The 14,141-nt window shown below is 70.7% G+C and carries 13 protein-coding genes; 6 read left to right on the top strand and 7 right to left on the bottom strand.

Annotated elements, in window-relative coordinates:
* Positions 1-627: alpha-hydroxy-acid oxidizing protein (locus ACFDTC_RS14660; protein ID WP_375259631.1), on the bottom strand; the 627-nt coding region annotated here is incomplete at its 3' end.
* Between the two features lie 109 nt (positions 628-736).
* Between ACFDTC_RS14660 and ACFDTC_RS14655 the strand changes: the two genes are divergently transcribed.
* A complete protein-coding gene (locus ACFDTC_RS14655; RefSeq protein ID WP_375259630.1) occupies positions 737-3,115 on the top strand; it encodes an ATP-dependent helicase in 2,379 nt (792 codons plus the stop codon).
* A gap of 226 nt (positions 3,116-3,341) precedes the next feature.
* On the opposite strand, the gene ACFDTC_RS14650 is transcribed toward ACFDTC_RS14655, so the two are convergent.
* Positions 3,342-3,803, bottom strand: a complete 462-nt coding sequence (locus tag ACFDTC_RS14650; protein ID WP_375259629.1) for an Lrp/AsnC family transcriptional regulator — start codon at positions 3,801-3,803, stop codon at positions 3,342-3,344.
* 133 nt (positions 3,804-3,936) lie between these two features.
* Between ACFDTC_RS14650 and hppD the strand changes: the two genes are divergently transcribed.
* Positions 3,937-5,034, top strand: coding sequence for a 4-hydroxyphenylpyruvate dioxygenase (gene hppD, locus ACFDTC_RS14645; protein WP_375259628.1), 1,098 nt, complete (start codon positions 3,937-3,939; stop codon positions 5,032-5,034).
* A 122-nt stretch (positions 5,035-5,156) separates the two neighbouring features.
* Here hppD and ACFDTC_RS14640 read toward each other — a convergent pair whose 3' ends face one another.
* The gene (locus ACFDTC_RS14640; RefSeq protein WP_375259627.1) at positions 5,157-7,445 is read right to left on the bottom strand and encodes a hypothetical protein; all 2,289 of its coding nucleotides are present in this window, start codon (positions 7,443-7,445) and stop codon (positions 5,157-5,159) included.
* A 168-nt stretch (positions 7,446-7,613) separates the two neighbouring features.
* Between ACFDTC_RS14640 and ACFDTC_RS14635 the strand changes: the two genes are divergently transcribed.
* Entirely contained in the window at positions 7,614-8,285 is a 672-nt protein-coding gene (locus ACFDTC_RS14635) for an SIMPL domain-containing protein (protein WP_375259626.1), read from the top strand.
* Between the two features lie 76 nt (positions 8,286-8,361).
* Here ACFDTC_RS14635 and ACFDTC_RS14630 read toward each other — a convergent pair whose 3' ends face one another.
* The 4 genes from ACFDTC_RS14630 to ACFDTC_RS14615 form a co-directional block, all read right to left on the bottom strand.
* Positions 8,362-9,651, bottom strand: a complete 1,290-nt coding sequence (locus ACFDTC_RS14630) for an O-acetylhomoserine aminocarboxypropyltransferase/cysteine synthase family protein (protein WP_375259625.1) — start codon at positions 9,649-9,651, stop codon at positions 8,362-8,364.
* Positions 9,652-9,724: 73 nt separating this feature from the next.
* Entirely contained in the window at positions 9,725-10,261 is a 537-nt protein-coding gene (locus tag ACFDTC_RS14625) for a DUF421 domain-containing protein (protein ID WP_375259624.1), read from the bottom strand.
* 35 nt (positions 10,262-10,296) lie between these two features.
* A complete protein-coding gene (locus ACFDTC_RS14620) occupies positions 10,297-11,271 on the bottom strand; it encodes a hypothetical protein (RefSeq protein WP_375259623.1) in 975 nt (324 codons plus the stop codon).
* Complete coding sequence (locus ACFDTC_RS14615; RefSeq protein WP_375259622.1) at positions 11,272-11,964, bottom strand: metal-dependent hydrolase; 693 nt, start codon at positions 11,962-11,964, stop codon at positions 11,272-11,274.
* Between the two features lie 88 nt (positions 11,965-12,052).
* On the opposite strand from ACFDTC_RS14615, the gene ACFDTC_RS14610 reads away from it, so the two are divergent.
* The 3 genes from ACFDTC_RS14610 to ACFDTC_RS14600 all read left to right on the top strand — a co-directional run.
* Positions 12,053-12,703 (top strand): ceramidase domain-containing protein, encoded by a 651-nt coding sequence (locus ACFDTC_RS14610; RefSeq protein WP_375259621.1) that lies wholly within the window; start codon positions 12,053-12,055, stop codon positions 12,701-12,703.
* 33 nt (positions 12,704-12,736) lie between these two features.
* Positions 12,737-13,024, top strand: coding sequence for an Asp-tRNA(Asn)/Glu-tRNA(Gln) amidotransferase subunit GatC (gene gatC, locus ACFDTC_RS14605; protein WP_375259620.1), 288 nt, complete (start codon positions 12,737-12,739; stop codon positions 13,022-13,024).
* A 45-nt stretch (positions 13,025-13,069) separates the two neighbouring features.
* Positions 13,070-14,141, top strand: a 1,072-nt coding sequence (locus ACFDTC_RS14600) for an amidase (protein WP_375259619.1), incomplete at its 3' end; no start/stop codon positions are given.

Here is a 14,141-nt window from a genome sequence, read left to right as displayed (position 1 = left end):
CGCCCAGCGCGGATGGGTCGCGACCTCCCACACCACGCGCGGGGTGATCCTTGGCGGCAGGGTCAGCCGGGCGCGGCGCTGACGCTCGCGCCGCGAATCGTCGGGCACGTCGACGGTGAAGATCAGGGTCGAGAAACCCGAGGCCCTGGCCCGCTTCAGCATGTCCCGGCGGATCTCCGGATCGGCGGGGCAATACAGCTGGAACCAGCCGCGCCCGCCGGTCAGCGGGCCCACATCCTCGGGCACGCGCGTGGCGACCGCGGACAGCGCGTAGGGGATGCCGGCCTCGTGCGCGAAGCGGGCCAGCATCGCCTCGGCCCCCGGCCAGATCAGCCCGGACATGCCCAGCGGCGCGATGCCGAAGGGGCGCGACCAATCCTCGCCCAGCAACCGCGTGGTGAAATCGGGCGCGACCTTGCCCGGCAGGATGCCCGGCAGGAACCGCACCGCGTCCAGCGCCGCGCGGTTGGCGGCGACCTGAAGCTCGCGTCCCGTGCCGCTGTCGAGGTATTCGAAGGCGAAATGCGGGATGCGCCGGCGCGCGGCGCGGCGCAGGTCGGAGACGGCGGGATAGTCGAGATCGAGGTCCATCCGCGCAGTCATGCCCGCCCGCGCGGATTTGTCCATGCCCGCAACCGGCCGCGCTGCAAGCCATTTCTCCGATCTGGACAAAAGGGCGGGAACAAGACAAGAACACATGCTTTCAATCCCGTTACGCCCGGGCTAGATTGCGCGCATGAGCAGCTTCGACGACATGGACGCCTTCGAAGGCGCATCGCTGTCCGCGCGCGCGATGGCGGCGCGGCCGACGCCGTATCTCGACGGGTTGAACCCCGCCCAGCGGCAGGCGGTGGAAACGCTGGACGGCCCCGTGCTGATGCTGGCGGGCGCCGGCACCGGCAAGACCCGCGCGCTGACCGCGCGGATCGTGCACCTGCTGATGACCGGCCGCGCCCGCCCGAACGAGATCCTCGCCGTGACCTTCACCAACAAGGCCGCGCGCGAGATGAAGAACCGCGTCGGCCAGATGCTGGGCCAGCCGGCCGAGGGAATGCCCTGGCTGGGCACCTTCCACGCGATCTGCGTCAAGCTGCTGCGCCGCCACGCGGAACTGGCGGGGCTGAAGTCGAACTTCACCATCCTCGACACCGACGACCAGATCCGCCTGCTGAAACAGCTGATCAACGCCGCCGGCATCGACGAGAAGCGCTGGCCCGCTCGGCAGCTCGCCTCGATCATCGACGGCTGGAAGAACCGCGCGCTGACGCCCGACCGGGTGCCGGCGCAGGATGCCGGTGCCTACAACCACCGCGGGCCCGAGCTCTACGCCCAGTACCAGGCGCGCCTGGCCGAGCTGAACGCCTGCGATTTCGGCGATCTGCTGCTGCACATGGTCACGATCTTCCGCAACCACGCGGACGTGCTCGACCAGTACCAGCGCTGGTTCCGCTACATCCTCGTGGACGAGTACCAGGACACCAACGTCGCGCAGTATCTCTGGCTTCGGCTGCTGGCGCAGGGACACCGCAACATCTGCTGCGTGGGCGACGACGACCAGTCGATCTATGGCTGGCGCGGCGCCGAGGTGGGCAACATCCTGCGCTTCGAGAAGGACTTCGAGGGCGCGCACGTGGTGCGTCTCGAACAGAACTACCGCTCGACCCCGCATATCCTCGCCGCCGCGTCGAACGTGATCCGCGGCAACGAAAGCCGGCTGGGCAAGGAGCTGTGGACCGACGCGGCCGAGGGCGAGAAGGTGCGCCTGATCGGCCATTGGGACGGCGAGGAAGAGGCCCGCTGGATCGGCGAGGAGATCGAGTCCATGCAGAGCGGCACGCGCGGGATGCGGCCCTACAGCCTCGACGACATGGCGATCCTCGTGCGCGCGTCCCACCAGATGCGCGCGTTCGAGGACCGGTTCCTGACCATCGGGCTGCCCTACCGCGTGATCGGCGGCCCGCGCTTCTACGAGCGGATGGAGATCCGCGACGCGATGGCCTATTTCCGGCTGGTCGTGTCGCCCGCCGACGATCTGGCGTTCGAGCGGGTGGTGAACACGCCCAAGCGCGGCCTCGGAGACAAGGCGCAGCAGACCATCCAGCGGCTGGCGCGCGACAACGGCGTGTCGCTGCTCGACGGCGCGGCGCTGGCGGTCGAACAGGGCGCGATCAAGGGCAAGGGCGCGGCGGCGCTGAAGGACCTGATCGTCGGTCTCGCCCGCTGGGGCCGGATGACCGGCGACAAGGACCTGAGCCACATGGAACTGGCCGAGATCGTGCTTGATGAGTCCGGCTACACCGCGATGTGGCAGAACGACAAGACGCCCGAGGCGCCGGGCCGGCTGGAGAACCTCAAGGAGCTGGTCAAGGCGCTCGAAGGATTCGAGAACCTGCAGGGCTTCCTTGAGCATGTCAGCCTGGTGATGGACAACGAATCCGACGAGGGCGGCGCCAAGGTCAGCATCATGACGCTGCACGCGGCCAAGGGTCTCGAATTCCCGGTCGTCTTCCTGCCGGGATGGGAGGACGGGCTGTTCCCCTCGCAGCGGTCGATGGACGAAAGCGGCGTGAAGGGCCTCGAGGAAGAGCGCAGGCTCGCCTACGTGGGCATCACCCGGGCCGAGGAAGTCTGCACGATCTCGTTCGCGGGCAACCGGCGCGTGTTCGGGCAATGGCAGTCCCAGATGCCCTCGCGCTTCGTGGACGAGCTGCCCGCGGACCATGTCGACGTGCTGACCCCGCCGGGCCTCTACGGCGGCGGCTACGGGGCAGGCGGCATGGCGGCGGGCGCCTCGCCGGTGATGCGGACGGCGGCGGAATCCGACCTGCAGGACAAGGCCAGCCGCGCGGACGTCTACAACTCGCCCGGCTGGCGGCGGCTTCAGGAACGCTCGGCCCAGCGGCCGGTCAGCCAGCCGCGCGAAAGCCGCCACCAGGTCATCGACCTCGAGGCGGTCAGCGCCTTCTCGATCGGAGAGCGGGTCTTCCACCAGAAATTCGGCTACGGCGCGGTCGCCGGGATCGAGGGCGACAAGCTCGAGATCGCGTTCGAGAAGGCCGGCACCAAGAAGGTGGTCGCGCGCTTCGTCACCGCGGCGGACGACGTGCCGTTCTAGACGCGCGATCCGGTGTCCCATCGTGGGACAGGCCTCGGGCAGCGGAAAATCAATAGGTTACAGAGGCGGATTCATCATCCGTTCATATTCGACGCGCGCGACGGCACCAGAAAACCCGCGCCCGCCGCTTCTTTGGTCCAAAAATATCCTGGGGGTGAATGGCCGCAGGCCAGAGGGGGCAAGCCCCCTGCACCGACGCCTACACGTAACCCCGACGCCCGGGCGGTCAGCCGATCGGCAGCGGCGAATCCGTCTTCGGCTGGTTCATCACGATCTGGCTGTGCACGCGGGCCACCAGCGGGTTGGCCAGCAGGTCCTCGTGGATCAGGCGGTTCAGCGCCTGCAGGTCGCGGCACCAGACGCGCAGCAGGTAGTCGGCGTCGCCCGTCATCGTCCAGGCCGAGGTGATCTCGGGGCGCCGGTCGAGCAGGCGGGCGAAGTCGCGGGCCTGTTCGGCGCCGTGGCGCGACAATTGCACCTGCACGAAGGCCTGCACCGCAAGGCCCAGCCGGTCGGGGGCGAGGCGCGCGCGGTAGCCCTCGATGATGCCGGCGGCCTCGAGCCGCTGGCGGCGGCGTCCGGCCTGGCTGGGCGACAGGTTCAGCCGCGCACCCAGGTCCTGCGCGGTCGCCTGCCCGTCGCGTTGCAGGGCGTCCAGAAGGGCGATGTCCACCGAGTCGAGATCCATGCGCGGATTACGCGTCATCGGCCCGGAATATGCAAGTCCCGCGCGCCGCACGCCGCCAAGGTCCCGGAAATGCGCAACCTCCGCACCCGGGCGGGTGTATGATCGGACCCGACATTTGCACAGGAGGCACATCATGGGTCCGTTCCCGCACGACGCCCCGCAGGCGACGATCACCGAGCAGAACCCCGCCGGCACCGACGGCTTCGAATTCGTCGAGTTCGCGCATCCCGAGCCGCAGGAGCTGCGCGACCTCTTCGCCAAGATGGGCTACGAACACGTCGCCACGCACAAGACCAGGCAGATCGAGCTGTGGCAGCAGGGCGACATCACCTACGTCCTCAACGCCGAGCCGGGCAGCTTCGCCGCGCGCTTCGTCGAGGAGCACGGGCCCTGCGCGCCGTCGATGGCGTGGCGCGTGGTCGACGCGCAGCACGCGTACGAGCACGCGGTGAAGAACGGCGCCGAGCCCTACGAAGGCGACGACAAGACCGTCGACTGGCCCGCGATCAAGGGGATCGGCGGTAGCCTGATCTACTTCACCGACCAGTATTACGACACCTCGCCCTACAACGAGGAATTCGACTGGATCGCGCAATCCAAGCCGCGCGGCGTGGGCTTCTGGTATCTCGACCACCTCACGCACAACGTGTTCAAGGGCAACATGGACACGTGGTTCAAGTTCTACGGCGATCTCTTCAACTTCCGCGAGATCCGGTTCTTCGACATCGAGGGCAAGTACACGGGCCTGACCAGCCGCGCGCTGACCTCGCCCTGCGGGCGGATCCGCATCCCGATCAACGAGGACCGCGACGAGAAGGGCCAGATCGTGGCCTACCTGCGGAAGTACAACGGCGAGGGCATCCAGCACATCGCCGTGGGCGCGCGCGACATCTACGCCGCGACCGACGCGATCGCCGAGAAGGGCATCCGCTTCATGCCGGCGCCGCCCGACACCTACTACGACATGAGCTTCGAGCGCGTGCAGGGCCATGACGAGCCGGTCGAGCGCATGAAGAAGCACGGCATCCTGATCGACGGCGAAGGCGTGCTGGACGGCGGCGAGACCAAGATCCTGCTGCAGATCTTCTCGAAGACCGTGATCGGGCCGATCTTCTTCGAGTTCATCCAGCGCAAGGGCGACGACGGCTTCGGCGAAGGCAACTTCAAGGCGCTGTTCGAATCGATCGAGCGCGAGCAGATCGAAAGCGGCGAGCTGACCGACGCGGAATGATCGGCGGGGGGCGGTCGCCCCTCACGCCTTGACTAGGGACGGTCCGGGCGCCTGCGTTCGGGCCGTTTCTTGTTGGGTGCGTCGGTGCGGAATGGGCCGGTCGCGTGGGCCCGGACGGCGCGTCAGCCGCGCGGCAGTTCCAGCGTGATCGTGCGCCCGCGCTTGCGGTAGCGCAGCTCGGATTCGCCGATGGCCAGCACCTCGCCGCCGTCCAGCCGGTCGCCCACCTTTACCTTCTCGTAATCGCCGTTGGGCAGCCGCACCAGCGCGCGGCGGTCGGCGGCCGCGCCGTAGATGCCGAACAGCGCCGTGTCGCTGAGGTTGACGGCGTTGCGCACGGTGGCTGCGCGGGCGACCTCGGCGGTGGTGGGCACGTCCGGGCTGACCGTGCGCGGCGGCGCGGCGGTCTCGGTCGGCGTGCTCTGGCGGGCCGAGGCGACGGTGGTGGAGAAGCCCTGCGGCCGCGCGGCGGGCAGCAGCGAGCGCGCGACCGCCTCGGCGGTGGCGTCGGGCGTGTCGATCTCGGCCTGTTCCTGCGCCGAGCCGGGGCGCCGGGCGGGGCGGAACGACGCGAGCTCGTCGCGCGACAGGCCCTGCAGCGTGGCGCGTTCGTTCTGTTCGATGATGTCGCCGGGCCGGGCCGACGGGCGAAGGCCCTCGAACGCCGCGGGCGGCGTGACGGCGGATTGATCGTCGGGCAGGGCGGCCTGGCGCAGGGGTGGCGTCGCCGGCGGCGCCCCCAGATAGACGCGGTGGCCGTCGGGCGTCAGCGCGCCCTCGGGCGTGGCTTCGACGAGGCCGCGCTCGTCCAGCGTGAAGGTCACGCCGGGCGGCGGCGGCAGGCCCGGCTCGGCGGGCGGAGCGTCGGGCGCGTATCCGCGCGCGGGCGGCAGGGCGACGGCGTCGAACTGCTGCACGCCGGGGTCGATCGAGGCGACGTAGAGGTCCTCGACCGCGCCGGTCTCGGGGCGGTCGGGCTGTTCGGGTGCGCGCTGCCAGATGCCGGTGGCGGCGTAGGTCGCGGCGGCCTCGTCCTCGGTCAGCGGGCGGGGGGCGGCTTCGGGCGCTTCTTCCGCGGTTTCGGTGGACGGCGGAGGGAGGGGCAGGTCCGTCTCGGCCAGCGCGGTGTCTTCGGACGCGGCCTCGTCCTGCGCGGCCGGGTCGATCGGCGCGGGGTCCGCTGCGTCCGTCTCGGCCAGTGCGGTCTCCTGCGGCTCGGCCGGATCGGGCGCGGGCAGGGTGGCGATGGGCGACGGCGCGGTGTCGTCGCCGGGTCCCAGCAGCGACCAGCCGGCCAGCGCCGCCAGCGCGATCAGCAGGGCCGCGGTCAGCGCGAGGCCGGCCTTGCGGCCTTTCCGGCCTCCGGGCACGCCGTTCGCAGCCAGGTGCCGCCGTTCCGCGCGCGAGGCGCGGCGGCCGCGCGGCGGTTCGGGCGGGGTTTCCTCGGCCTGTGCCGCGGCGAAGGCCTCGGCCTGGCGGGCGCGGTCGAGGATGCGCTCGCGGAAGGCGGCGCCCTGCACCGCGATCGGGGTCGGGCCGGACGCGGCCGGGCCGGCGGGCGCGGGCGCCTTGGCGTGGGGTGCCGCGGACTTCGCGGCAGGCGCGGGTGGCTTTGCCCCGGGTGTCGCGGCCGCGGTCGCGCCGAGAGCCGGGGCGGCCTGGGCGGGTTTTGCGTCGCGAGCGGCGGATGGCTTCGGCGCGGGCTTGGCAGCGGGCGCAGCTTTCGCGGCGGGTTCCCCGGGCTCGGGCGCCGGTGGCTGAGTCTCGGCGGCGCGGCGACTGGAGAACGTCAGGGGCGGCGTCTCGGGCGCGGGGCTTTCGGGACTGGCCTTGCCGGTCTCGGTCGGAGCGGGCTCGGCCGAGGCCTCCGGCGCGGCGGGCTCGGGCTGGTCCGGGACGAGGAGCGCCGGCGCCTCCGGGCGTGTCGGGGCGGGGCCGGTCCACGATGCGGCGGCGCCGAACACGGCGGTGCCGTGGAACGCGCCCTCGGGCGGCAGGGCGGCGAAGCCCACGGGGCGGAAGCCGTGGGTACGGGCAAAGGCCTCGGCCTCGTCCAGGGTCTCGTTCGCGACGGCGGCGACGTAGAGCGTGCCGTCATGGGTCACGTGGTCGACCGTGAGTTCGGACAACGCGTAGGGGCTGGCGCCCTGCATCGCGGTGCGCGCGGCGGCAGCCTCGTCGGCGCCGGGGGCGGGCAGGTCGAGGTAGCGCACCTGCGCCTCGGGGAGCAGCAGCAGGACGGCGTCGCCGTCGGAACCAGCATCGGTCGCGCGGGCGCGCAGGCGTGCCATCCCGGCGTCGAGGTCGGACGCCTCGGCCGCCACGTGGTCAAGCTGCGTCCAGCCGCGCGGCCCCCGGCGCAGCAGGGCGATCCCCTCGAAGGACAAGGACAGCGCGAAAGTCGGTACCATCTTCAGTCCCTACCACGTCCGGCGCGGTCCGGTCATCCCCGGACGGCGCGTCGCAGCCAGCCTACAGCAAGTCTTCGCCCAACGAAAGAATGCCCGGGACGACGGGCTTGCGTCGGGCGGTGTGCGGCGCAACATGCGCGCGACGATGCCTTTGAAAGGAAGACACGCATGCGCGCAATTCTCACCGCGATCCTGCTGGCGATGGCGTCGCCGGTCCTCGCACAGGCCACGCTGACCGTGACGGGCGACGGGTCCCGCACCGTGGCGCCGGACATGGCGGTGGTCACGCTGGGCGTGACCGAGCGCGCGGCCCGCGCCAGCGAGGCGATGAACGCCGCCTCCACCACGGCCGAGGCGATCATCCAGCGCCTGGGCGCCGCGGGCGTCGCGCCGGCCGACATGCAGACCACCGACCTGTCGCTGTACCCGGTGCGCGAGAACGACCTGAACGGCCAGGCGCAGTTCGAGGGGTTCGAGGCGTCGAACCAGCTGACGGTGCAGGTCCGCGACCTCGAATCGCTGGGGCCGGTGCTGCAGGCGGTGCTGGACGACGGCGCCAACCGGCTTTCGTCGCTGCGCTTCACCCTGCAGGACCCGCGCCCGATCATGAACGAGGCGCGCCGCGCCGCGGTCGAGGACGCGCGCGCCAAGGCGCAGCTGTACGCCGACGCCGCCGGCGTCACTCTGGGCGCGATCCAGTCGATCTCGGAGCCGCAGGAGACGAATGGCGGCCCGCAGCCGATGATGGCGATGGAAGCCTCGCGCGGGGTGCCGGTCGAGGCGGGCAGCACCACGATCAACGCCCGCGTGACCATGGTGTGGGAGCTGGTGCAACCGTAACCCGGCGCACGCAGACAATCGAAAGGCCCGCCGGGATCCGGCGGGCCTTTGTCGTTTCAGCCGTCCCGTCAGGCGGTCAGCCGGCTTTGGCCAGCGCCTGGTCGAGGTCGGCGATCAGGTCCTTGGCGTCCTCGATCCCGATCGAGATGCGCACTACGTCGGGGGAGGCCCCGGCCGCGACCTGCTGTTCCTCGGTCAGCTGGCGGTGCGTGGTGCTGGCCGAGTGGATCACCAGGCTGCGCGTGTCGCCGAGGTTGGCCACGTGGCTGAAGATCTCGAGGCTGTCGACCAGCTTGATGCAGGCATCGTAGCCGCCCTTCAGCGTGACGGTGAACAGCCCGCCCGCGCCCTTGGGGCAGATCCGCGCGACCCGGCCGTGCCAGGGCGAGGACGGCAGGCCCGCATAGGTCACGGCCTTGACCGCCGGGTGCTTTTCCAGCCAGCCGGCGACCTCGACGGCGTTCTTCACGTGCCGCTCCATCCGCAGGGACAGCGTCTCGATCCCCATCAGGGTGTAATGCGCGGCCTGCGGGTTCAGCGTCATGCCCAGGTCGCGCAGGCCGATGGCGATGCCGTGGAAGGTGAAGGCCAGCGGGCCGAAGGTCTCGTGGAACTTCAGGCCGTGATAGGCGGGCTCGGGCTCGGACAGAGAGGGGAACTTGCCGGACGCGGACCAGTCGAACTTGCCCGAATCGACGACGCAGCCGCCGGTGACGGTGCCGTTACCGGTCAGGAACTTGGTCATCGAATGCACGACCAGCGTGGCGCCGTGTTCGATCGGGCGGCACAGGTACGGCGTGGCCGAGGTGTTGTCGACGATCAGCGGCAGGCCCGCCGCGTCGGCGACCTTGGCCACCGCGTCGAGGTCGGTGATGTAGCCGCCCGGATTGGCGATCGATTCGCAGAACACCGCGCGGGTGTCTTCGTCGATGGCCGCGGCGATCGCCTCGACGTCGTCGAAGTCGACGAAGCGGGCGGACCAGCCGAAGCGCTTGATGGTCTGGCTGAACTGGGTGATCGACCCGCCGTAGAGCCGCGTCGAGACCACGATGTTGCGCCCCGGCCCCATCAGCGGGAACAGCGCCATGATCTGCGCCGCGTGCCCGGACGAGCAGCAGATCGCCCCGGCGCCGCCTTCCAGCGTGGCGACGCGTTCCTGCAGCGCCGCGACCGTCGGGTTGGTCAGGCGCGAGTAGATGTAGCCCACTTCCTGCAGGTTGAAGAGGGCGGCGGCGTGTTCGGCGTCGCGGAAGACGTAGGCGGTGGTCTGGTAGATCGGCACCTGCCGCGCGCCGGTCGCCGGGTCGGGACGGGCGCCCGCGTGCACCTGAAGCGTGTCGAAGCCGTACTTGGGCGTGTCGGTCATGGCGGTCCTCCCGGCCTGCTGTTGCGTTGGCCGCATCAGTAGCCGGTCGCGCCCTTTGCGACAACGGGCGCGATCAGGTCGCGTCTTCGGGCAGGCCCACGCGGGTGGTGCGCATCGCGCCGAAGGAGTCGCGCGCGATCACGCTGAACGAGCCGTCGCTTTCCAGGATCACCGTGTCGGCATCGTCCGGCTGGGTGGCGCCGTTGGCTCGGAGGACCTGCGCCAGCTCGGCCTCGGTCACGCGTTCCGCGCGCATGGTGCGGCGGCAGGGCTCGCCCCCGCGCATCAGGATGCTGGGTTCGGACCGCACGGCGCGCGCGAAGGCGGGCGAGGCGACCGACAGCCGCGCCACCAGCCATTGCAGCGCGACCAGCAGCAGCAGCGCGGCCAGCCCCTCGAGCAGCGCGATCGAGTTCGACAGCAGGATCGACGACAGGGTCGAGCCGAGCGCCACGGTGACCACGAGGTCGAAGGCGTTGAGCTTGGACAGCGTGCGCTTGCCGGACGCGCGCAGGAAGACCAGCAGCCCGGCATAGGCGAGCGTGCCGACGAGCAGCACGCGCAGGATCCCGGTCCAGCCCTGGAAGATCATGTCGGCGATGGGCGTCATGCTGGGCGAACCGTGCGGGCGGCGCGGCGGTTCCCTCAGCGCAGCCAGAGACCGGCGGCGCGGATGCGCTTGCGGATGGCGCGTTCGTCGGGCGGCAGGGCGGCGCGGTCGAACATGGCGCGGATGCGCGCGCCCTCGCCCTCAAGGACCAGGCGGCGCAGCGGTTCGTGCCGTGCCAGCAGCGGCTTGAGGTCCGGCCGGTGGGCGAGGCGCTCGAGCAGGGCGACGATGGCGTCGGATTCGCGGGCGTAGAGCAGCGGCAGCGCGCGCCAGTGGCACGACGTGCGCCCGTCGATCCAGCCCGGCGCCAGCGCGTCGCGCCCGCCGCCCAGGGCGTGGATCACCAGCGGCAGCGCCACCTGGTCGAGCCACGGATCGAGGCTTTGGCCTGTCAGTTCGGGCGGCGGCGCGTCGCGGATCGCGAGCGCGGTGTGCAGGAAGCGCTGCCCGAAAACGTGTGGGCAGCGGAAGTGGAAGAAACCCGCGTTGAAATAGAGGTAGCGCCGCCAGTCGTCGGGCGGGTGCGCGGTGTCGAGGCTGGCGTCGAAGTCGAGGTCGAACCGGTCGTAGAGCGCGCGCCAGATCGCTTCGCGGCCGTGGCCGGCGATGTCGGGCTTCGGCCACGTATCCTTGCGCCGCAGCGAGGCGGCGGGCCGGTCGGGGTCCAGCGGCACGGCGGCGAGGTCGCCGGTGATCAGCGTGTCGGTGTCGAAGAACGCGAAGGGCGTGCCGGCGGGCAGGACGGACAGCGCCTCGATCTTGTTGCCCTGCGGATAGGCCTGGCCGAAACGGCGCGCCTCGAAAGGCACGACGCGCGCGCCGAGCCGGTCGAGCGCGGCGCGTGCGTCGCCGTCCATGCGTGGATCGTCGTCCCAGAGCGGGCCGGGCTGCGGTTCGGCCACCACGAGGGACGCAGTGGGCGAGCTCTCGGCCAGCGAGGCGGCGAAGAGCAACGCCTCGGCCTGGAGCCGGCCGGCCTGGGCGACGATCAGGACAGTGGGTGCGGGCACCTACAGCGTGATCGGCTGCATCACTTGCGGCTCGATCACGCCGACGCTGGGCAGGCCCTGTTTCAGCGCGTCGGCGGATTGCTCGAGCAGCGGGAAGGTGCGGTAGTGGCAGGGGATCACGGTCTTGAAGTCGAAGTATGTCTTCGCCGCCCAGGCCGCCTGCTTCATGTCCATCGTGTAATGCCCGCCGGCCGACAGGATGCCGATGTCGGGGCGGTGGTATTCGCCCATCCACGACATGTCGGCCATGATGCCGGTGTCGCCCGAAACGTAGATCACGTGGCCTTCGCCCGCGATCATGTAGCCGATCTCCATGCCCATGTAGTGGGTCGCGCCGTCCACCTCCATCGACGAGGAATGCGAGGCCGGCACCATCGTCACGGCGACCTTGCCGAAGCGCACGGTGCCGCCCTTGTTGAAGGCCTGCCCCTCGGCCGCGCCCATGCCGTAAAGCGTCTTGGCCAGTTCGACCATGCCCGAGACCGGCGCGCCGGTCTTTTGCGACAGCGCCACGATGTCGGCGGTGTGGTCGCCGTGGCCGTGCGTCACCAGGATCTGGGTCGCGCCGGCGGTGGCGGCGTCGTGGTCCTGGTCCTTCATCATCGGGTTGCCGTTCAGCCACGGGTCGACCAGCAGAACCTGGTCCTCGATCTCGATGCGGAAGCTGCCATGGCCCAGCCAGATGATCTGCATGATGGTTCCTCCTGATAGGGTTCGCCGCGACACTAGCAGCTTGGGCGCGGCGGTCCATATGGTGGGCGGGACGGGGCAGGAGCGCGCGATGGACTGGACGGCGGCGGTGGACGGCTATTGCGAGCGGCTGGGGCCCGCCTTCTGGGCCGAGCCGGTCAACGCGGTGACCAACGCGGCCTTCCTGATCGCCGCGCTGTGGGTCTGGCGCGGCGCGCGCGGGATCGAGCGGGTGCTGGCGGTGGTGCTGTTCGCCATCGGCGTGGGCTCGTTCCTGTTCCACACGCTGGCGCAGGCCTGGGCCGGGCTGGCGGACGTCTTGCCGATCCTGCTGTTCATCCTGCTCTATGTCTACGCGGCCAACCGGCATTTCTGGGGCTGGCCGGCGTGGCCTTCGGTGCTGGGCGCGGCGGCCTTCGTGCCCTACGCGGTCGTGCTGGGCCGGGTCTTTGCGCTGGTGCCGGGGCTGGGCGGCTCGGCCGCCTACGCGCCGGTGCCTTTGCTGATCTACGCCTATGCGCTGGCGCTGCGGCGCCGGGCGCCCGCGACGGCGCGCGGGCTGGCGCTCGGGGCGACGATCCTCGTGGCCTCTTTGACCGCGCGCACGCTGGATGCACCGCTGTGCGCTGCGATCCCGCTGGGCACGCATTTCCTGTGGCACGTGCTCAACGCGATCATGCTGGGCTGGATGATCGTCGTGCTGCGGCGCCACAGGCTTGCGGGCGGGGCGGCGGGACGCTAAAGCCGGGCCGATCCGAGGCAAGGGGAACCCGCGATGTCGATCGACACCGAAACCGCCGCGCGCGTGGCGAAACTGGCGCGCATCAAGGTCGAGGACGAGGCCCTGGAGGGGCTGGCGCAGGATTTCAACACCATCCTGGGCTTCATCGAGCAGTTGCAGGAGGTCGACGTCGAGGGCGTCGAGCCGATGACCGGCGTGACCCCGATGCGGCTGAAGCGCCGGCAGGACGGCGTCACCGACGGCGGCATGCAGGACAAGGTGCTGTCGAACGCGCCCGACGCCCGCGAGGGGTTCTTCGCCGTGCCCAAGGTCGTCGAGTGAGGCTGCGGGCCCGCTCCGACCTGACGATCCAGAGGATGACCTGAGATGACCGAGCTGCCGAAGATGAAGATCGCCGAGGCGCGCGACGCGCTGCGCAAGGGCGACGTGACCGCGACCGAGCTGACCGAGGCCTGCCTGACCGCGATCGAGGGCGCGGGCGCGCTGAACGCCTTCGTGCACCACACGCCCGAGATCGCGCGCGAGCAGGCATCCGCCGCCGATGCGCGGATCAAGGCGGGCGACGCGCCGTCGCTGTGCGGCATCCCGCTGGGGATCAAGGACCTGTTCTGCACTAAGGGCGTGCCCAGCCAGGCGGCCTCGCGCATCCTGCAGGGGTTCAGGCCGGAGTACGAATCCACCGTGACCGGCCAGCTGTTCGACGCGGGCGCGGTGATGCTGGGCAAGCTGAACATGGACGAGTTCGCCATGGGCAGCAGCAACGAGACCAGCACCTACGGCAACGCCGTGAACCCGTGGCGCGCCGGCAACGACGACACGAAGCTGACGCCGGGCGGCTCGTCCGGCGGGTCCGCCGCGGCCGTGGCCGCCGACCTGTGCCTGGGCGCGACCGGCACCGACACCGGCGGGTCGATCCGTCAACCGGCGGCCTTCACCGGCATCACGGGGATCAAGCCGACCTACGGGCGCTGCTCGCGCTGGGGGATCGTGGCGTTCGCCTCGTCGCTCGATCAGGCCGGGCCGATGGCCAAGGACGTGCGCGACGCGGCGATCATGCTGCAGGCGATGTGCGGCCACGATCCCAAGGATTCGACCAGCGCCGACTTGCCCGTGCCGGATTTCGAGGCGATGCTGACCGGCGACATCAAGGGCAAGGTGATCGGCATCCCGCGCGAATACCGCATGGACGGCATGCCCGACGAGATCGAGTCGCTCTGGGCCGAGGGGCGACGGATGCTGCAGGACGCGGGCGCCGAGATCCGCGACATCAGCTTGCCGCACACCAAGTATGCGCTGCCGGCCTATTACGTGATCGCGCCGGCCGAGGCGTCGTCGAACCTGGCGCGCTACGACGGCGTGCGCTACGGCCATCGCGCCAAGCTGTCGCAGGGCGACGGCATCACCGAGATGTACGAGAAGACCCGCGCCGAGGGCTTCG

This window comes from Citreimonas sp. (genome assembly GCF_042096055.1).
Taxonomy (GTDB): Bacteria; Pseudomonadota; Alphaproteobacteria; order Rhodobacterales; family Rhodobacteraceae; genus Citreimonas.
This window is presented reverse-complemented; position numbering and strand designations above follow the sequence as displayed.